Origin of the sequence: Methylobacterium sp. 1973 (assembly GCF_040545035.1) — a bacterium.
GTDB classification, from domain to species: Bacteria; Pseudomonadota; Alphaproteobacteria; order Rhizobiales; family Beijerinckiaceae; genus Methylobacterium; species Methylobacterium fujisawaense.
Genome location: NZ_JBEPLA010000012.1, coordinates 167,931 through 184,584 on the forward strand (window position 1 = coordinate 167,931; position 16,654 = coordinate 184,584).

Here is a 16,654-nt window from a genome sequence, read left to right on the forward strand (position 1 = left end):
GACGCGGCCTCCCTTATTCCCCCGATCATACGGGGATCGGGACGGCGGGACATGCCGAAGATTTGCTTCCATCGCGCCGTGTCCGGATTGATATTCCGCAATTTGGGCGATAGGCGGCAAAATATGCCTCTGTCGCGAGCCCGGAGCGCCTCGCGCGTCGTCGTCGGAGGCTGCGCTTCGCGGCGGCCAGATTGGAGACCGAACCGATGCCCGCACGACCGGCCCCCCTCGACGCCGCGAGCCTGCGCATTCTCGAATGTCTGCAGCAGGACAGCGAGATCAGCATCGCGGATCTCGCCGAGCGGGTGGGCCTGTCGACGTCGCCGTGCTGGCGCCGCGTCAACGACCTGAAGGAGGCGGGGGTGATCCGCGGCTGCGTGGCGGTGGTCGACCCGCTGAGCCTCGGGCTCGCGGTCAACGTGTTCGTCCACGTGTCGCTCGAGAAACAGACCCAGGCCGCGCTCCAGGCCTTCGACGAGGCGGTGCGCAACCGCCCCGAGGTGATGGAGTGCTATCTGATGAGCGGCGAGGCCGACTACATGCTGCGGGTCGTGGTCGAGGATCTCGGCCAGTACCAGAAGCTCGTCCTGGACCACCTCACGCGGATCCCCGGGGTGGCCAACATCCGATCGAGCTTCGCCCTGGGGCAGGTCAAGTACGCGACCGCGCTGCCGCTCGGGCACCTGACCCGCTGACCGGACGCGGCCGCCCACGGCGCATCAGTGGCAGCGGGGTCCGCTCGCGACGGCGAAATCTGGAAAGTCTCGTTCTCGGGTGCGGAGGCCATGGTGGGCCGCATCGCGCGCGAGATGAATGGTGGAGCCTAACGGGATCGAACCGATGACCTCTTCCATGCCATGGAAGCGCTCTCCCAGCTGAGCTAAGGCCCCATAATTTTTACTGCGTTTCGCGTCCAGTGGAGCGCCGCGTCACGCGAGAGTGGGATGGTGGAGCCTAACGGGATCGAACCGATGACCTCTTCCATGCCATGGAAGCGCTCTCCCAGCTGAGCTAAGGCCCCACTTTTAGCATCCACCGCGGGTTGGGTCCCACGGGGTCTCGCCGGTCTAAATCGCGTCCGGCGAGGCCGGTTCTATAGGCGGCTCGCACCGCGGACTCAACCCCCTTTTTCGCTGCCGCCGGGGGTTTTTGATCGGGGAGGCGACGACCGCCTCAGCCCTCTTCGTCGTTCTCGATATCGCCGTCGATCAGGTCGGAGACATCGTCGTCGCCGGCGTCCTCTTCCTCCAGGAAGGTGTCGTCGTCAGCGGTATCCCCGTCCTCGACCGAATCGTCCTCGGGCGTCGGATCCGCATCGTCCTCGGCGGCTTCGACCTCGTCGAGGGAAACCAGCTCCGGACCCTTCTCGTCCGTCTCGTCCTCATCGTCGTTGCTGGCCGCGCTCCGCGACAGCGCCGGAGGCGCTGCACGGCTCGAGGTGGCCACCGCCTGATAGACCGCGCCGCATTTCGGGCAGACGGCGGGATCTCGGGCGAGGTCGTAGAACTTCGCGCCGCAGCTCATGCACTGGCGCTTCAAGCCAAGTTCCGGTCGGGCCACGGGCGGACACCTCGTCGTCAGTTCTGTCTCGGGGGAGGGGCCCCGTTAGTCGCGGTGGCGGCCCCTGTCAATCGAGCCCGTGAGGGGCGTTCCGGGCCGCGTCCTACGGAGGATCGGCGCGAGGATCGTGCGGAGGATCGGCCGGAGGATCGACGAAGACATCGGATTGATGACGCCGGCCGGTACCCGTGTTAACCGCCCGGCGATTTCACCGTCCGATTGCAGCGCCGCGGCCGAGCCGCGCGACGCGCCGGATCCAGGCCCACTCGTCAGAGCCCGAACGGACGTCCCGTGTCGCACGATTCGACTCCACAGCCCCTCACCGCCGCGCCGGGCACCCCGCTGCGCGGACGCCTTCGGCCGCCCGGCGACAAGTCGATCTCGCATCGGGCGATGATCCTCGGCTTGCTCAGCCAGGGCGAGACGCGGGTCGAAGGGCTGCTGGAGGGCGATGACGTCCTGCGGACCGCCGCCGCCGCGAAGGCGCTCGGCGCGGGCGTCGAGCGCCTCGGGGCCGGACGCTGGCGGGTCCGGGGCGTCGGCATCGGGGGCCTCGGCGATCCCGCCGACGTCCTCGATTTCGGCAATGCCGGCACCGGCTCCCGCCTCATGATGGGCGTGGTCGGTGGGCAGCCGGTGACCGCGACCTTCGACGGCGACGCCTCCCTGCGTTCGCGGCCGATGCGCCGCATCCTCGACCCGCTCACCCGGATGGGCACCCAGGTCCTGGCCGAAGCCGAGGGCGGCCGCGTGCCCCTGACCCTGCGGGGCCCCAAGGAGGCGATCCCGATCACCTACGAGACCCCGGCGGCCTCGGCGCAGATCAAGTCGGCGGTGCTGCTTGCCGGCCTCAACGCGCCCGGCGTCACCACCGTGATCGAGGCGGCCGCGACCCGCGACCACACCGAGCGGATGCTGCGCCTGTTCGGCGCCACGGTCGTCGTCGAGCCGCATGGTCCCGGCGGCCACGGCCGCAAGGTCGCGCTGACCGGCCAGCCGACCCTGCGCGGCACCGATGTCGTGGTGCCGGCCGATCCGTCTTCGGCGGCCTTCCCCCTGGTGGCGGCGCTGATCGTCCCCGGCTCCGACGTGGTCATCGAAGGCGTGATGATGAACCCGCTGCGCATCGGGCTGATTACGACGCTCCTGGAGATGGGCGCGCAGATCGAGCGCGTGGCGGAGCGGGAGGAGGGCGGCGAGACCGTGGCCGACCTGCGCGTGCGCGCGAGCCGCCTGACCGGCGTCGACGTCCCGGCCGAGCGGGCGCCCGCGATGATCGACGAGTACCCGGTGCTGGCGGTGGCGGCGAGCTTCGCCGAGGGCCGGACCCGGATGAACGGCCTGCACGAGCTGCGGGTCAAGGAATCGGACCGCCTCGCCGCCGTGGCGGCGGGGCTGGCCGCCAACGGCGTCCGCCACGCGGTGGAGGGCGACGACCTCGTGGTGGAGGGCGACGGCGCCGCCGCGCCGGGCGGCGGAACGGTCGCGACGCATCTCGACCACCGCATCGCCATGGCGTTCCTCGTCATGGGGCTCGCCGCACGGAACCCGGTCACGGTGGATGACGGCGCGATGATCGCCACGAGCTTCCCGAGCTTCCTTCCGACCATGCAGGCCCTCGGCGGCCGGATCGAGGCGTGACCGGCATGCCGCTCGTCATCGCGATCGACGGACCGGCCGCATCCGGCAAGGGCACGCTCGCCAAGCGTCTGGCCGATCATTACGGCCTGCCGCATCTCGACACCGGGCTCCTCTACAGGGCCGTGGCTATGGCCCTGCTCGATGCAGGCCTGTCGCTGGAGGATGCCGCGGCCGCGGCGCAGGCGGCCCAGGCCCTCGATGCCGGCAAGCTCGACGACCCGCGGCTGCGCGACCGGGCCATGGGCGAGGCGGCCTCGCGCGTCTCGTCCGTGCCGGAAGTCCGGGCCGGCCTGCTCGCCTGGCAGCGCCGCTTTGCCGCCGATCCGCAGGGGGCGGTGCTCGACGGGCGCGACATCGGCACGGTGGTCTGCCCCGGGGCCTCGGTGAAGCTGTTCATCACGGCGTCCTCGGAGGAGCGCGCCCGCCGCCGCCACCGGGAACTGGTCGGCCGCGGTGAGTCGGCGACCTTCGCGACGATCCTCGCCGACATCGAAGCCCGCGACGCCCGGGATGCATCTCGCAGCGCCGCACCCCTGCGCATGGCCGACGACGCGATCCGGCTCGACACCACGGAACTCGATGCCGACGCGGCCTTCGCCGAGGCCCGGGGCATCGTGGAGCAGAGCCGCGGCGACGCGGATTGAGGGCGGATTGAGGATTGTCCACGTCCCTTATGTTGACCCCCCGGGCCCGCTCACCTATTGCGGACGCGCCGTCCCCGACGGGCCACCGCGATCGGCCCGGGACGCGAGCGCGTAGCTCAGCTGGTAGAGCAACGGACTTTTAATCTGTAGGTCCTGGGTTCGAGTCCCAGCGCGCTCACCACACCCTCGGTGATCCCCATCGGACGCGGCTGACCGGCAACGGCGAACCGCCCTCGGTCGTTGATGGGTACTCCCTTTCAGATTGGCGGTGCGTTGCCGATTGCGCTGGCGCTCGCAGAACCTGCGGTGGAACCTCTTTGCGGCGTATTGGGTTGGGGCCCCAACGTAACCGTGAAGGATTCATCGATGCGAAAGCTCGCACTCATCTCCGCCCTGAGCCTCTCCATCGGAGCTCTCGGCGCCACCAGCGCGGACGCGCAGGGCTATGGCTACGGGCGGCATCACGGATACGGATACGGCCACGGATATCATCGCGGATACGGCCCGCGCCGGGATTACGGCTACCGTCGTCATCGCGGGATCTCGACCGGGGCTGCGGTCGGTCTCGGCATCGCCGGTGCGGCCGCCGGAGCCGTTGCGGCGGGCGCCCTGAGCCGGGGTCCGGGTTACTACGGCTCCGGCTACTGAGCCGAGCCACGGATTTTGACGCAGAGCCCCGTCGCCCCCGCGACGGGGCTTTCTCCTTTTTTCACCGCCGCATCGATGAACCGGCCTTGTGCGCCGAGTCGATGATGCGAGATTTCGGGGTTGGCGCCATCGTATGGGGCGGCCGAAACCGACGATGGCGTCCGCGTGATCGTCTCACCGCAGCCAGCGCCGGATCTGTTCGCGGAGGGTCGGGCGGACGGCACGGCGCGCTCGGGCCTCTGCGAAGCGATCGATGTGGATCCTGTCGTTGGGGACCTGACGCAGGAAACGCTCCGCGATCTCGAAGATCACGACATCCGGCCGAACCGCCTCGACATAGCGCCAGTCGATATTCGCCGACCAGATCGCGTGCACCTCGTGGAAGGTCTCGGCCAGCATGGCGGTGAGACGCGCCCCCGGGCTGTAGATGTAGGAATCGCCGAACAGGATCACGCGCCGCGGATCAGGGGCCGTTTTGTTCTGCAGCACGACCCGCGACCCGACGAACAGACCGCGCGGTCGCACGGCGCGTCCGGACTCGCGAACCTCGACCAGCGCGTTCGCGTCGATCCGTTCGGCACGGCGCGGGAAATCGTAAGCCACATACGCTTCGTCGACCGGAGGGACGAGCTTCTCGCCGAGATCGAAGGTGAAGGTCTCGCGGGTGCTGGTGCCGGCAAAGACATGGTCCGCCACCGGTGCGTTCAGGGCTTCGCAAAGGGCGCGATAGGCGATGAGATAGCCGCGATAGGTCCAGTGCGTGTCCGTCCGCAGGTAGACCGGCTCGCCGTCCCGCGCGGCCACGAGAGGCGTCTGAAGATCCGCCATCGGAGCTCCGCTGTCGGCGGCGACCGATCGGGCGAGGCGGACGCCCGGTGGGTCGTCGAGCCCCGGAAAGGGGCGGCCGAGCAGGTCGGGATAGATCGCCAGCTTGTCGGGGACGACGGTATGCACGTGGCGGATTCCGAGGGCGTCCAGGCGGCGTGCCCGTTGCCCGATCAGCCGGGTCCAGCGTCTGAGGATCCGTCGCGAGGTCGCGGTGTCGCCGTAGAAGGCCTCCACCTCGCCGGCGCGCCCGACCCAGTACAACCAGCCCTCATGTCCCACGGCCACGCCGCTGCCGCTCGCCTTCAAAGGTCGAAGTCCCCCCGTTCCCTGCGACAATCCTCAACGATGCCGCTTGCTTCCGCCTCGACGGATCTGCGCGGGATTGCAACCCCCTGACCCTGAGGGCACGCGCTCGGCACGGGTCTACGGTGGAGATGCCGGCGCGGCGCCGCCCTGCGGTCGTGTCCGGAGTGCAGGGACCTGTAGGCGCCCGGGTGGTGATTTTCGCGATCGGCGGACCTGCGGTGAAACTTTACGCCTCCGCGGCGGGTACTGCCGGGCAGGCGCACGCTTCCGTGCGGCGTTCCGCAAAGGGGCCGGGTCATGTCCGCGCTTGTCACGTTTATCGGTTGCGGCTTGGTGCTGTTCGGCTTCGCAGCCGAGAAGTTCGCCGAGCATCGCTGGCTCGCCGCGAGCCGGCCGGCACCGCTCGACGCCCTGGCCATCCTGGCGCTGACGCTCCCGGCATTCGGACTGATGCTCATGGCGACCTTGGCGACCTGAGCCCGGACGGCGCGTGCCTCAATCGGAATCCGGACCGAACGCCACGCCGACCGTCTGCTCCGTCCGCCAGATCAGGCGAACCGCGTGCCGCGTTTCTGAACTCGTCAACACCAGATCGAACGCGTTCTCGAGCAGCGCCGCCTGCTGGCCGAGGAACTCCAACATCGCGCCGCGATCGGAGATGTTTCTGACCTGACACGGATAACGCGCGCCGTCCCGTTGCTGAGCAAAGGCCAGCAGGGCGGTGGGCTTCCGCACGGTCGCCCGTCGCTCCGCCAGGGCGCTGTAAGGGCGTGCGGTGCGGGACACGGCCGAGGTTCCTGCCTGGATCCGTTGATGGGCGCGATATCAGTAAAAATGCGCGATAGTTACTAATAGATGATTGATGGTCCCCGATCGTCTGGCAGAAGGACAAGACGTGGCGCGTCTATCGGTGGGAGTTCGCATAATCACCGCGGGCCCTTTCCGGGCGATGGCGGTCCCTTGCCGACCTTGATGAACCTGCCGACCAGGAGGCCCAGCGGGATCGATAACAGGAGCCAGATTCGCAGGAGACGAAGGGCTTTCATGGGTCCGAACCGGTGGCGAAATCCGGCCTGCATCAGATCACATCGGGATCCAGGCACCGAATCCGCAACCCGCCCGGTCGATCGGGGCTGATGTCGCCGCGACGCTTGGCAGAGCCTATCTCGCACCGAGGGGCGGCCGCCCGTCCGGTTCCGGGCGCGGCCGTGCCGTACGGATATCGGAGACGATCATGCGCATCCGCCCTGGCTTGGTCCTGCTGGCCAGCATCGCGGCCGGTCTGCCGCTTTCCGGCGCCGCCGAGGCACCCGGACGGCCGCCGTCAGCCGCGCCTGTCCCCGATCAGTCTTGGCTGCCGACCTTCTCCCGGAGCGTCCAGGGAACCGGCGTGCCGGGGCTGGACGGCGGCCACGTCTTCCTCTGGAACCGGCCGCAGGCCTTCGATCCGGTCTCGACCCTTCGGGTCGACCGGCACGTGCCCGAAGGGTCGGGTGAGGCCACCCACACCTACAAGGCGATCTGGGCGCTCGGCTCCACCGGCCCGCACAATGCCGGCTACGAATGGACGATCACGGGCGAACTGCACAATCGCGCCCTCGCCAGCACCGGGGCACAGAACGTCGCCGTCAATGGCACGATCTTCAAGGAACCGAACGGGTTGGGGCCGGTGGGGCCGTCCTGGGCCGGCAACTTCAATTGCGTCGACATGACCGACGAGGCCGACCCCGTGGCCTCGTGCATCGGCGCCGAGATCGACGTCTCGGCGCAATCGCCGACGACGGATCGGAACCGCCAGCGGGTCGGTCTGCAGATCTCCACCGGCGGCGTGCCGGGGGCCCATACCGGCTACGGCATCCTCATGGGCAATCTCACCGGATCCATCACCGACCGGGCGATCTCGTTCCAGGGGGAGGGGACCTACGGCATCGGGATCGACGCTGCCGCGGCGCGGTTTACCGGCGTGCCGATGCTGCTCGCGGCCGGACAGGCGATCGGGCTCGACGGCAACCGCGACGGCGGCTTCTCCCGCAGCCTCGGCTTCGACGGGCGCGATCTGGTCTATGGCACGGGAGCCGGACCGGTCCTGCGCGTCAGCGACACCGGGCAGATCGAGGCCGCCTCTTTCCGCGAGACACAGCCGCGGCCGCCCGCGAGCAGCCGCGCACCCTGCATCCCGGGGGACCACGCCTGGGACGAGGCCTACGAGTACCGCTGCGTCGCGCCCGATCGCTGGAAGCGCGCGGCGCTCAGCGACTGGTGAGCCGCGCGCCGCGGGGCGTCAGCGATCGAGGATTCGCACCACCGCACGGGTCTCGGGGTCGACGACCACGATCTTGTCGCCCGGCGCCACGAAGTAGCCGAAGCGCCGCAGGCGCGGATTCGGGGCCTCGGTGAAGGGGGCCAGACGCACGTCGGGCGGCACGATGCTGCCGGGACGCAGCGGGATCGATCCGACGATCGGCCCGGGCCCCACCGGTCGGCGCACGATGTAGTCGCGCACCACCACATCGTCGTCGGGGCCGAACTCGTCGGGGGTCACGATCACCGCCTGCGCGAAGGCGGAGCCGGTGAACAGCGCGGCAAACCCGAGGGCTGCGGCGAGGCTGGCGCGTGTCGACATGTCGGACTCCGTAATGTCCTGGGCCGCCGGAAACATCAGGGTTCGCGCTTCGGTTCCCGGTCGGCGTCGGTCAGCGGCCGACCTGCCCAACTTCCGCGAGGGGCACCGGCGACCAGCGGGTCAGCTGAACGTAGCCGTCGAGGGCCGCGACCACGACGTGGCGGCGGTGGCGGTGCACCACCGTCCCGGGCGTGTGCGCGTGGCGTTCCGGCCAGCCCTGGGCCTCCGCCACGAACACCCGGGCATCTCCCAGCCGCGCGATCGTCTCCACCGTGCCGAAGGCCCGCACCCGGCGCAGGACCGTCGCGACATCCTGCCGGAAATCGAGCGTCCGGTCGAAATCGGTGGCACGGGGCCAGTAGGAGCCGTCGCCCTGCGGCTCGGATCTCCGCCATCGTGCGGGCAGTTCACGGCCGAGCGGGCCCGCGGCGAGACGGCGGGCCGCCATCTGGCACTTGGCCAGCAGGGTCTCGTGGCTCTCGTGCGAACTTAAGCCGAAGATATCCTGCGCGAGGATGTCGCCGGTGTCGAAGCCGTCGGCAAGGACATGGGCGGTGACGCCCCAGCTCTCGTAGCGGTCGAGGACGGCGCGGAACAGCGGGTAGGGGCCGCGGCCCGTCGGAAGCGGGGAGGGGTGGATGTTGAGTCCGTAGGCGGCGCGGCCCTTCCAGTCCTTGATGAGCCAGGGATATCCCGCGACCACGAGCGCCCAATCCCGGCCGTGCTCGGCCTGGAGCGCCTCGATATCCCGTTCGCGGATCCGCGACAGCTGGATCGGCAGCCGCAGCGCCCGGGCGCGGGCGACGATGACTTCGTTGTGGTCGTAGATCCCGTCACAGGGGCGGGTGAACAGCTTCACCGGCGTCCAGCCGGCATCCAGCAGTCCCTCGAAGACTCCGCCGAGGAAGTCGATGCCGGCGAACGCGAACTTCATCCTTGCCGCCTGCGACCTTGTGCACGTGGAGGGCGCGGATCCGCCGTCTGCCCGGGAGCGTCCCTCGCCTTACCTTGATCGGGCCAATGCGGGTAGCAAGGGGTTCGGCGTGCGTCGGGTGATCATCTACGGCGGAACCGGAGGCATCGGTCTTGCCACGGCGCGTGCCCTCCGCGCCCGAGGCTACGCCCTGCATCTCGCGGCCCGGGACGCGGATCGCCTGTCTAAGGTCGCCGAGGATCTGGGGGAGACGCGCATCACCGCGGGCGACGTCACCGATCCGGACTTCGCGTCCGCCGTGACCGAGGCGGCGGGCCCGGACCTCGCGGGGCTGGTCTACGCGGTCGGCACCATCAATCTGCGCCCGCTGAATCGGTTGACGCGGGCCGATGTCGAGGGCGACTTCGCCATCAATGCGCTCGGCGCCTTCTCGGCGGTGCAGGCCGCCGCGGGCGCGCTGAAGGCCGGTGCCGGCGCGGCGGGGGCCGGGATCGTCCTGTTCTCGACGGTGGCGGTGGCGCAGGGTTTTGCCGCGCATGCCTCCGTCGCCATGGCGAAAGGCGCCGTCGAGGGCTTGGCGCTGTCCCTGGCGGCCGAACTCGCGCCCCAGATCCGCATCAACGTCGTGGCGCCCTCGCTGACGCGCACGCCGCTCGCTGCGGGGATCACCGGCAACGAGACCCTCGCGCAGGGGATTGCGGCCATGCATGCCCTCCAACGGCTCGGGCGTCCGGAGGATGTCGGCGCCCTGGCCGCCTTCCTGGTCTCCGATGAGGCGGCCTGGATCACCGGCCAAGTCGTCGGCGTGGATGGCGGCCGCTCCGCCCTCCGGACCAAGGGCTGAGACGATGGCCGGAAGACGCCGCGGCGCCGCCGCACCGCGCGGCACGCTGCGTTTCGTCCTCGGCGATCAGCTGACGCGCCGGGTCTCGAGCCTCGTCGACCTCGACCCCGAATGCGACGTGGTGCTGATGGTCGAGGTCCGGGACGAGGCGACCTATGTCCGCCATCACAAGCAGAAGATCGCCTTCCTGTTCGCGGCCATGCGCCACTTCGCGGCCGAGTTGGAGGCGGACGGGATCACCGTCGACTACGTGCGCCTCACCGAGGCGGGCAATACCGGTAGCTTCACCGGGGAACTGGAGCGCGCCGTCGCGCGGCACCGGCCGGAGCGGATCGTCGTCACCGAGCCGGGCGAGTGGCGCGTCTGGGAAATGATGCAGGATTGGCGCGAGAGGCTGCCGATGCCGCTCGAGATCCGCGCCGACAACCGCTTCCTGTGTCCGCGTGAGGATTTCGCGAAATGGGCAGACGGCCGGCATCACCTGCGGATGGAGACCTTCTACCGGGGCATGCGGCGTCGGACCGGCCTTCTGATGGATGGCGGCGAGCCCGCCGGCGGCCGCTGGAATTACGATCCCGAGAACCGCAAGCGCCTGCCCAAGGGGCATCGTCCGCCGGACCGGATCGGCTTCCAGCCCGATTCCGTGACGCGCGAGGCCATCGCCCTCGTCGAGGCGGAATTCGGCGACCATTTCGGCGATCTCTCCGGCTTCTCCTGGCCGGTGACCCGGGCCGACGCCCTCGCGGCGCTCCGGCACTTCCTGGCCGAGGCCCTTCCGACCTTCGGCGACTATCAGGACGCGATGAAGACCGGCGCGCCGTTCCTGTACCACGCCCTCCTGTCGCCCGCCCTCAACGCCGGCCTGCTCACCGCCGAGGAGGTCTGCTGGGCGGCCGAGCGCGCCTACCGCGACGGTGCGGCGCCGCTCCACTGCGTCGAGGGCTTCATCCGGCAGATCCTCGGCTGGCGGGAATACGTGCGCGGCCTCTACTGGGCGCGGATGCCCGCCTACCGGGACACCAATGCCCTGGGCGCGCGCCGCGACCTGCCGTGGTTCTACTGGTCGGGGGAAACGGCGCTGAACTGCATCGCGCAAGTGGTCGCCGAGACGCGCGCCCACGCCTACGCCCACCACATCCAGCGCCTGATGGTGACCGGCAACTTCGCCCTCATCGCCGGCCTCGACCCGGCGCAGGTGGAGGAATGGTACCTGATCGTCTTCGCCGACGCCTACGAATGGGTCGAGTTGCCCAACGTTCACGGCATGGTTCTGTGGGCCGATGGCGGCGTGATGGGCTCCAAGCCCTATGCGGCCTCGGGCGCCTATATCGACCGGATGTCCGATTACTGCGCGTCCTGCGCTTACGACGTGAAGGTCAAGTCTGGGCCCGAGGCCTGTCCGTTCAACTATCTCTACTGGAACTTCCTGATCGAGAACGAGGAGCGGCTGGCCGGCAATCAGCGCTTGGCGATGCCGTACCGGACCCTGCGCGGATTCGGCGATAAGCGCCGCGCCGAGATCCGCCGCGACGCGGCCGCCTTCCTCGATGCCCTCGAGGCCCGGCCGAGCGCCGATCAGAGGGGCGACCAGACCGACAGCGTGACGTAGGGACAAGCCCGGGCCCGGCGCGACTCGGTCTGAAGGCCCACCGACGCGCGGAGGCTGTACCGGCCGAGGGCGAAGTCGGTCCCGTGCAGGCCGAGGCTCCACTTCGCGTAGCCGGTCGCGTCGGTGTAGAGCGCCGCCTCGGGGCCGAGATAGGTCTCCCAGAGCCGATAGCCCCAGGCGAGGCGCGCCCAGAGACTGTCCCGGGCCGAGCCCGCGACGGCGGTCGCCTGAAGCAGCGTCGCAGCGGTCGGACGTGCCCAGACCTCGCCGTGCAGGCGCAGGCCGAAGCGGGTCGGCAGGGCGTCGCGTGTCGGCCCTGCGATCAGCATCTCGCTCGTGGTCTCGAGGCCGGCATAGGCCGCAACCACCCCCCAGTCGAAAAACCACTGATGCCCGGCGAGTGCGGCAGCGGCGACGGTGTACCGTGCGCGGGGACCGTCCGCGCCGCTTTCCGTGCGCCGTCCGCCGCCGACGGTCGCCAGCGCGACGAAACCCTCCTGCGCGAGAGAAGTAAGGCCGACCTTCGCGCCGAGGGTCAGGAACGTGTCGCCGCCCGCGTCGAGGCTGCCGAACAGCAGCGTGTCGATCTCGCTGGCGTGTGGCGTTGAAGCAAAACCCACGATGCCTGCCAGAACAATCAGAGCCGTTGGCCTTAGCGTGTGGATCTTTGGGGCTGTGCGATAGCTTTGCACGGTCGATCCTCCGGCCTGGAAGGATCAGATTAGGATAAAATTAACCGTGTTGCATCGATTGGCGCGATGGCATCCCCGGATTTGTTGGCGCCATGATCCGGAAGCCCGGCAAAAGCGTGCCGCATGTCCGCCGGCGTGCGCTGTGACTTTGGGAATGCTTGGCCGGGCTGCCGGGCGCGGCGCGGTGCGCGGCCACATGCCGGCCGCCATCGCGCTGTCGCGAATCCGCCGTGCTTGGCGTGCCAGATGTTCTCGGCTAGAGCCCCCGCGGGTTAGCGAAGGTTGGCAGATCCTTGACCTCCGGTGCACGAACGTCGGACGTCCTCACCGTGCTGGCGAGCCAGGAGGGCGAGCGCCTCACCGTGGGCGACATCGTCGCGGTCCTACGGGATCGCGCCTTCGCGCTGCTCGTGGTCCTGCTGGGGCTGCCGAACTGCCTGCCGATGCCGCCGCCGATCCCACTGATCTGCGGCCTGCTCCTGCTGCTCGTGGCGATCCAGATCGCCGCCGGCATGTCGGCACCGTGGCTGCCGCGGATGCTGCTGGGCCGCTCCATCGCCTTGACGGATGTCCGGCGCGCTGTGACCCGCGCGGTGCCGATCCTGCGCCGCCTGGAGCGCTGGTCGCGCCCCCGCGTCAGCGTCTTCGAGACCGCGCTCGGCATGCGCGGCATGGGGATCGTCCTGCTGGCCCTGGCGCTGGCGCTGATCGTGGCCGCGCCCATCGTCGGGCAGATCCCGCTCGGTCTCGCCGTCTGCCTGGTCGGGCTCGGCCTCGTCGAGCGCGACGGTCTCGTCGTGCTGGGCGGCCTCGTCATCGGCGTGTTCGGCGTCGCCATCAATGCCGGCTTCGCCTATGCGGTGATCGCCGGGGTTGCCGGGCTCCTCAACCTCTGAGCCTCAGAGGCGGTAGCGGATCTGGTCGGTCCAGAAGCGCTCCAGGCGGCCGAGCGCCTGATTCAGGCGGGCGAAATCGTCCTCGGAGATCCCACCGATCGGCGTGATCGTCCGGGCATGCTTGTCGTACAGCCCCTGGATGATCTCGTGGACCTGACGGCCCTTGTCGGTCAGGCTGATCCGCACGGAGCGCCGGTCCGTCTTCGAGCGGGCATGGTGGAGGTAGCCCGCCTCGACCAGCTTCTTCACGTTGTAGGAGACGTTGGAGCCGAGATAGTACCCCTTGGTCCGCAGCTCGCTCGCGGTCAGTTCCTTGTCGCCGATGTTGTACAGCAGCAGCGCCTGGACGCTGTTGACGTCCTCGCGGCCGCGGCGCTCGAACTCGTCCTTGATCACGTCGAGCAGGCGGCGGTGCAGCCGTTCCACGAGGTGGAGCGCCTCCAGGTAGGAGCCCTTCGCGCCCAAGCCTTCCTCGGGAGCTTCGATCTGCGCGACTCGGGCGTTCTGGGTCTTCATCTCTGCCTCGCCATCCGATGATCCGGCACCCGTTCGATGCGGCGCCGTTGATGATGGCTAAGCTAGGGCTCGGGAATGAAAGGCGATTTAAGCGACAGGATGAATTCGCGATTTACTCTTCGCGGTAAAGACAAACTGAATGAAGATAAGAACGGTTCGTTCACCGTGCTTCCTGCGCCGCCAGCCAGGACAGCAGGAAGTACAACGTCACGACGCAGCCCCCGAATACGAGCAGCGGCACCGATAACGGCAAGAGTTGCGGTGTCAGAACCGCCAGCGTCATCGCCGACGTGACGGCGAGCAGCCAGATGACGCCGCCCCAGGCGCTCGTCAGCCACAGGCCGATCGCCGCGGCGGCATCGATCACCGCGAAGTAGACGATGGCGGATTGGCGGCCGAAGGGCTCGGCCTCGAAGGGGCGGACACCCGGCACGACGTCGAGGATGGTCGCCCAGGCGAAGACGCTCTTGAGCAGCCAGACGAGGGCCGTGAGCCGCATGAACCAGATCAGCACCGTATCCCACGTGCCGGGTGCCGGCCCCTGGACGCGCTCGATCCGGTCGCTGGGGATCCCCCCGGGCCGGGGCGTCCTGCGCCGGATCGGAAAATAGCCGGGCACTATCGGTGACTCGCGGAGATGATGGGCCGGCTCATGGACAGGGAACAGGATCCTGGTCTTCGGGAACGCAACGCGCCGGGTTGAAGCCGTTCCGCCGTCCTGCGTCAACGGTCGGGTTTCGCCGCACAGGTCCGGTGTGGTAGTCGAACGCCTCCGGCGCAGGGGCGCCGCGCGATCCGCGGCGTGGTCCGCGCGAACGGTAGCGAAGCCGCATGTCAGACACCCTGCCAGAGCCGCGCCCTCTCGCCGTGGAGGCCGCCCGCGAGGGCGCCCGCGTGGAGGGTCTCAAGATCACCCAGCGCCCGCGCCGCAACCGAAAATCGGAATGGTCGCGCCGGCTGGTCCGCGAGCATACCCTGACGGTCGACGATCTGATCTGGCCGATGTTCGTGATCGAGGGCGAGGGCCGGCGCGAGCCGATCGCCTCCATGCCCGGCGTCGAGCGGCTCTCGGTGGACGAGGTCGTCCGCGACGCGGAGCGCGCGGCGCGCCTCGGCATTCCGGCCATCTCGTTCTTCCCCTACACGGATGTGGCGCTGCGCGACCCGACCGGCTCGGAGGCGCTCAACGCCAACAATCTCGTCTGCCGGGCGGTGCGGGCCGTGAAGCGGGCCGTGCCCGAGGTCGGGATCATGACCGACGTGGCGCTCGATCCCTACACCAGCCACGGCCATGACGGCCTGATGAAGGACGGCGCGGTCCTCAACGACGAGACCGTCGCGGTCCTCGTCGAGCAGAGCCTGATCCAGGCCGAGGCCGGCACCGACATCATCGCCCCCTCCGACATGATGGACGGGCGCGTGGGCGCGATCCGCGCCGGCCTCGACAAGGCGGGGTTCCTCGACGTGCAGATCATGGCCTACGCGGCCAAGTATGCCAGTGCGTTCTACGGGCCGTTCCGCGACGCGATCGGCACAAAGGCCGCCCTCGTGGGCGACAAGCGCACCTACCAGATGGATCCGGGCAACTCGTCCGAGGCCCTGCGCGAGGTCCGCCTCGACCTCGACGAGGGCGCCGATTCGGTGATGGTCAAGCCGGGCCTGCCCTATCTCGACATCATCCGCCGGGTCCGCGACGAGTTCCAGGTCCCGACCTTCGCCTACCAGGTGTCCGGCGAGTACGCGATGATCGAGGCGGCCGCCCGGAACGGCTGGCTCGACGGCGACCGCGCGATGGTCGAGGCGCTCCTCGCCTTCAAGCGGGCCGGAGCCGACGGCGTCCTCACCTATCATGCGCCGCGGGTCGCGGAGCGCCTGCGCAGCCATCCGTGACACGCGGGCACCGCTGGCTCCTCGGGGCCGCGGTCGTCGCCGGCTTTCTCGGCGGGCTCGCCGCCTGTCAGGACACCCTGCGCCGGGATCGCGTCGCCACCTGCCGGCGGGCGTTGCCGGCCGTGGCGCCGCAACCTGGGATCCGGCTCTTGCGGGCGGCGCCGGGACCGGCGGCGAATTCGGTCCGGGTCGATTATTCCGACGGGACCCGGCCGCACTGGCTGACCTGCCGGTTCGATGCCGGGACGACCCTCGTCGCCCTCGCCACCGAGGGGACGACCCTGTCGGGGCCCGCGCTCTACATGCTGAGGCGATTCTATCTCGACACGCCGGACGCCGCGGCCGGCGACCCGGCCGGACGGTAAGGCAGTCCTGCAGCAGCGCGAAGCTGAGGCCGGGCAAACGCATCCTCTTGCGGCCTGAGCGGCGCGCACCCACCTTCTCGCCCGCAGCCTCGCTGGCAGGACGCGACATCATGCAGAACCCCCAACCCGGATACGCGCAGCGCTTCGACACGGCACCCGGCTATGCGGCGTCGCTGCCGGTTCCGTTCGTGCGGGCGAGTCTCGGCGGCCGGACGGTCGCCTATCTCCTCGATATCCTGTTCATCTTCGGCTTTACGGCCCTGCTGACTTTGCTGATCACCGTGATCGGCGTGGTCACGTTCGGCCTCGGCTGGACCCTGTTCGCGGTGCTGCCGGCGAGCGGCATCATCTACAGCGCGATCACGGTGGGCGGGTCGAAGCAGAGCACGATCGGCCAGCGGTTGATGGGCTTGCGCACCATCGCACCCGAGAGCGGCGCGCGGGTCGACGTGATCACGGCCGCGGTCCACGCGCTGTTGTTTTACGTGGCGATCTCGACCTTCCTGCTCTGGTGCATCGACATCGCGTTCGGCCTGATGCGGTCGGACCGGCGTCTCGGTCACGACCTGCTGCTCGGCCTCGCCGTCGTCCACGCCCGCTGAGCGTCGAACCCCGCGATGAAAATCTGACGGTGCGACCGGTCGGGCCATTGAGCCTC

At 69.4% G+C, this 16,654-nt stretch carries 20 protein-coding genes and 3 tRNA genes; 13 read left to right on the forward strand and 10 right to left on the reverse strand.

All coding sequences use genetic code 11. The features are described 5' to 3' along the window. Positions 1-206: 206 nt before the first annotated feature. Positions 207-695: an Lrp/AsnC family transcriptional regulator gene (locus ABIC70_RS21675; protein WP_043354596.1), complete on the forward strand. Its 489-nt coding sequence runs from the start codon at positions 207-209 to the stop codon at positions 693-695. 119 nt (positions 696-814) lie between these two features. Here ABIC70_RS21675 and ABIC70_RS21680 read toward each other — a convergent pair. The 3 genes from ABIC70_RS21680 to ABIC70_RS21690 form a co-directional block, all read right to left on the reverse strand. After that, positions 815-890, reverse strand: a tRNA-Ala gene (locus ABIC70_RS21680). A gap of 55 nt (positions 891-945) precedes the next feature. After that, a tRNA-Ala gene (locus ABIC70_RS21685) sits at positions 946-1,021 on the reverse strand. A 152-nt stretch (positions 1,022-1,173) separates the two neighbouring features. After that, positions 1,174-1,560 carry a TIGR02300 family protein gene (locus ABIC70_RS21690; RefSeq protein WP_075381438.1) on the reverse strand — a complete coding sequence of 129 codons (387 nt, stop codon included), beginning with the start codon at positions 1,558-1,560 and terminating at the stop codon, positions 1,174-1,176. Between the two features lie 291 nt (positions 1,561-1,851). On the opposite strand from ABIC70_RS21690, the gene aroA reads away from it, so the two are divergent. The 4 genes from aroA (at position 1,852) to ABIC70_RS21710 (ending at position 4,493) form a co-directional block, all read left to right on the forward strand. Further along, positions 1,852-3,201 carry a 3-phosphoshikimate 1-carboxyvinyltransferase gene (aroA, locus tag ABIC70_RS21695; protein WP_043381639.1) on the forward strand — a complete coding sequence of 450 codons (1,350 nt, stop codon included), beginning with the start codon at positions 1,852-1,854 and terminating at the stop codon, positions 3,199-3,201. Between the two features lie 5 nt (positions 3,202-3,206). Further along, positions 3,207-3,845: a (d)CMP kinase gene (gene cmk / locus ABIC70_RS21700; protein ID WP_051044950.1), complete on the forward strand. Its 639-nt coding sequence runs from the start codon at positions 3,207-3,209 to the stop codon at positions 3,843-3,845. A gap of 105 nt (positions 3,846-3,950) precedes the next feature. Further along, positions 3,951-4,026, forward strand: a tRNA-Lys gene (locus ABIC70_RS21705). A 185-nt stretch (positions 4,027-4,211) separates the two neighbouring features. Next, on the forward strand, positions 4,212-4,493 hold the full coding sequence (locus ABIC70_RS21710) for a hypothetical protein (protein WP_043350305.1): 282 nt from the start codon (positions 4,212-4,214) through the stop codon (positions 4,491-4,493). Positions 4,494-4,667: 174 nt separating this feature from the next. Here the strand turns inward: ABIC70_RS21710 and ABIC70_RS21715 are convergent, their stop codons facing one another. Continuing rightward, positions 4,668-5,606, reverse strand: a complete 939-nt coding sequence (locus ABIC70_RS21715) for an alginate O-acetyltransferase AlgX-related protein (protein WP_354441077.1) — start codon at positions 5,604-5,606, stop codon at positions 4,668-4,670. A gap of 318 nt (positions 5,607-5,924) precedes the next feature. Between ABIC70_RS21715 and ABIC70_RS21720 the strand changes: the two genes are divergently transcribed. Further along, entirely contained in the window at positions 5,925-6,104 is a 180-nt protein-coding gene (locus ABIC70_RS21720; protein WP_043350277.1) for a hypothetical protein, read from the forward strand. 18 nt (positions 6,105-6,122) lie between these two features. On the opposite strand, the gene ABIC70_RS21725 is transcribed toward ABIC70_RS21720, so the two are convergent. After that, the gene (locus ABIC70_RS21725; protein ID WP_354441079.1) at positions 6,123-6,413 is read right to left on the reverse strand and encodes a PilZ domain-containing protein; all 291 of its coding nucleotides are present in this window, start codon (positions 6,411-6,413) and stop codon (positions 6,123-6,125) included. 448 nt (positions 6,414-6,861) lie between these two features. On the opposite strand from ABIC70_RS21725, the gene ABIC70_RS21730 reads away from it, so the two are divergent. After that, positions 6,862-7,890, forward strand: a complete 1,029-nt coding sequence (locus ABIC70_RS21730; protein ID WP_354441081.1) for a hypothetical protein — start codon at positions 6,862-6,864, stop codon at positions 7,888-7,890. A gap of 18 nt (positions 7,891-7,908) precedes the next feature. Here ABIC70_RS21730 and ABIC70_RS21735 read toward each other — a convergent pair whose 3' ends face one another. Together ABIC70_RS21735 and ABIC70_RS21740 are read right to left on the reverse strand one after the other, a co-directional pair. Next, on the reverse strand, positions 7,909-8,250 hold the full coding sequence (locus ABIC70_RS21735; RefSeq protein ID WP_043350294.1) for a hypothetical protein: 342 nt from the start codon (positions 8,248-8,250) through the stop codon (positions 7,909-7,911). 70 nt (positions 8,251-8,320) lie between these two features. After that, positions 8,321-9,184, reverse strand: a complete 864-nt coding sequence (locus tag ABIC70_RS21740) for a formyltransferase family protein (protein WP_354441083.1) — start codon at positions 9,182-9,184, stop codon at positions 8,321-8,323. 109 nt (positions 9,185-9,293) lie between these two features. Between ABIC70_RS21740 and ABIC70_RS21745 the strand changes: the two genes are divergently transcribed. Then, entirely contained in the window at positions 9,294-10,028 is a 735-nt protein-coding gene (locus ABIC70_RS21745; RefSeq protein WP_179698940.1) for an SDR family NAD(P)-dependent oxidoreductase, read from the forward strand. Between the two features lie 4 nt (positions 10,029-10,032). Further along, positions 10,033-11,637 carry a cryptochrome/photolyase family protein gene (locus tag ABIC70_RS21750; RefSeq protein WP_354441085.1) on the forward strand — a complete coding sequence of 535 codons (1,605 nt, stop codon included), beginning with the start codon at positions 10,033-10,035 and terminating at the stop codon, positions 11,635-11,637. Here ABIC70_RS21750 and bcsS read toward each other — a convergent pair. After that, the gene (gene bcsS / locus ABIC70_RS21755) at positions 11,604-12,257 is read right to left on the reverse strand and encodes a cellulose biosynthesis protein BcsS (protein WP_354441087.1); all 654 of its coding nucleotides are present in this window, start codon (positions 12,255-12,257) and stop codon (positions 11,604-11,606) included. The genes ABIC70_RS21750 and bcsS overlap by 34 nt on opposite strands. 365 nt (positions 12,258-12,622) lie before the next feature. Between bcsS and ABIC70_RS21760 the strand changes: the two genes are divergently transcribed. Next, a complete protein-coding gene (locus ABIC70_RS21760) occupies positions 12,623-13,225 on the forward strand; it encodes an exopolysaccharide biosynthesis protein (RefSeq protein WP_210274666.1) in 603 nt (200 codons plus the stop codon). Between the two features lie 3 nt (positions 13,226-13,228). Here ABIC70_RS21760 and ldtR read toward each other — a convergent pair whose 3' ends face one another. Both ldtR and ABIC70_RS21770 read right to left on the reverse strand, forming a co-directional pair. Continuing rightward, positions 13,229-13,741: a transcriptional regulator LdtR gene (gene ldtR / locus ABIC70_RS21765; RefSeq protein ID WP_043350258.1), complete on the reverse strand. Its 513-nt coding sequence runs from the start codon at positions 13,739-13,741 to the stop codon at positions 13,229-13,231. 160 nt (positions 13,742-13,901) lie between these two features. After that, positions 13,902-14,360: a DUF6163 family protein gene (locus ABIC70_RS21770; RefSeq protein WP_043381621.1), complete on the reverse strand. Its 459-nt coding sequence runs from the start codon at positions 14,358-14,360 to the stop codon at positions 13,902-13,904. A gap of 212 nt (positions 14,361-14,572) precedes the next feature. Here ABIC70_RS21770 and hemB point away from each other — a divergent pair, with 212 nt between their 5' ends. From hemB to ABIC70_RS21785, 3 genes are all read left to right on the forward strand, one after another. Then, entirely contained in the window at positions 14,573-15,631 is a 1,059-nt protein-coding gene (gene hemB / locus ABIC70_RS21775) for a porphobilinogen synthase (RefSeq protein WP_043350254.1), read from the forward strand. Further along, the gene (locus ABIC70_RS21780) at positions 15,628-15,996 is read left to right on the forward strand and encodes a hypothetical protein (RefSeq protein WP_043350251.1); all 369 of its coding nucleotides are present in this window, start codon (positions 15,628-15,630) and stop codon (positions 15,994-15,996) included. Before hemB ends, ABIC70_RS21780 begins: the two co-directional genes overlap by 4 nt. 110 nt (positions 15,997-16,106) lie before the next feature. After that, on the forward strand, positions 16,107-16,598 hold the full coding sequence (locus ABIC70_RS21785; RefSeq protein WP_354441090.1) for an RDD family protein: 492 nt from the start codon (positions 16,107-16,109) through the stop codon (positions 16,596-16,598). Positions 16,599-16,654: the final 56 nt, after the last annotated feature.

Bases quoted from the DNA above. Each gene is read 5' to 3' on its own strand.
- ABIC70_RS21675 (WP_043354596.1), top strand. From the start codon at position 207: ATGCCCGCACGACCGGCCCCCCTCGACGCCGCGAGCCTGCGCATTCTC.
- ABIC70_RS21740 (WP_354441083.1), bottom strand. From the start codon at position 9,184: ATGAAGTTCGCGTTCGCCGGCATCGACTTCCTCGGCGGAGTCTTCGAG.
- ABIC70_RS21750 (WP_354441085.1), top strand. From the start codon at position 10,033: ATGGCCGGAAGACGCCGCGGCGCCGCCGCACCGCGCGGCACGCTGCGT.
- ABIC70_RS21710 (WP_043350305.1), top strand. From the start codon at position 4,212: ATGCGAAAGCTCGCACTCATCTCCGCCCTGAGCCTCTCCATCGGAGCT.
- ABIC70_RS21720 (WP_043350277.1), top strand. From the start codon at position 5,925: ATGTCCGCGCTTGTCACGTTTATCGGTTGCGGCTTGGTGCTGTTCGGC.
- cmk (WP_051044950.1), top strand. From the start codon at position 3,207: ATGCCGCTCGTCATCGCGATCGACGGACCGGCCGCATCCGGCAAGGGC.
- ABIC70_RS21785 (WP_354441090.1), top strand. From the start codon at position 16,107: ATGCAGAACCCCCAACCCGGATACGCGCAGCGCTTCGACACGGCACCC.
- ABIC70_RS21735 (WP_043350294.1), bottom strand. From the start codon at position 8,250: ATGTCGACACGCGCCAGCCTCGCCGCAGCCCTCGGGTTTGCCGCGCTG.
- ABIC70_RS21730 (WP_354441081.1), top strand. From the start codon at position 6,862: ATGCGCATCCGCCCTGGCTTGGTCCTGCTGGCCAGCATCGCGGCCGGT.
- hemB (WP_043350254.1), top strand. From the start codon at position 14,573: ATGTCAGACACCCTGCCAGAGCCGCGCCCTCTCGCCGTGGAGGCCGCC.
- ldtR (WP_043350258.1), bottom strand. From the start codon at position 13,741: ATGAAGACCCAGAACGCCCGAGTCGCGCAGATCGAAGCTCCCGAGGAA.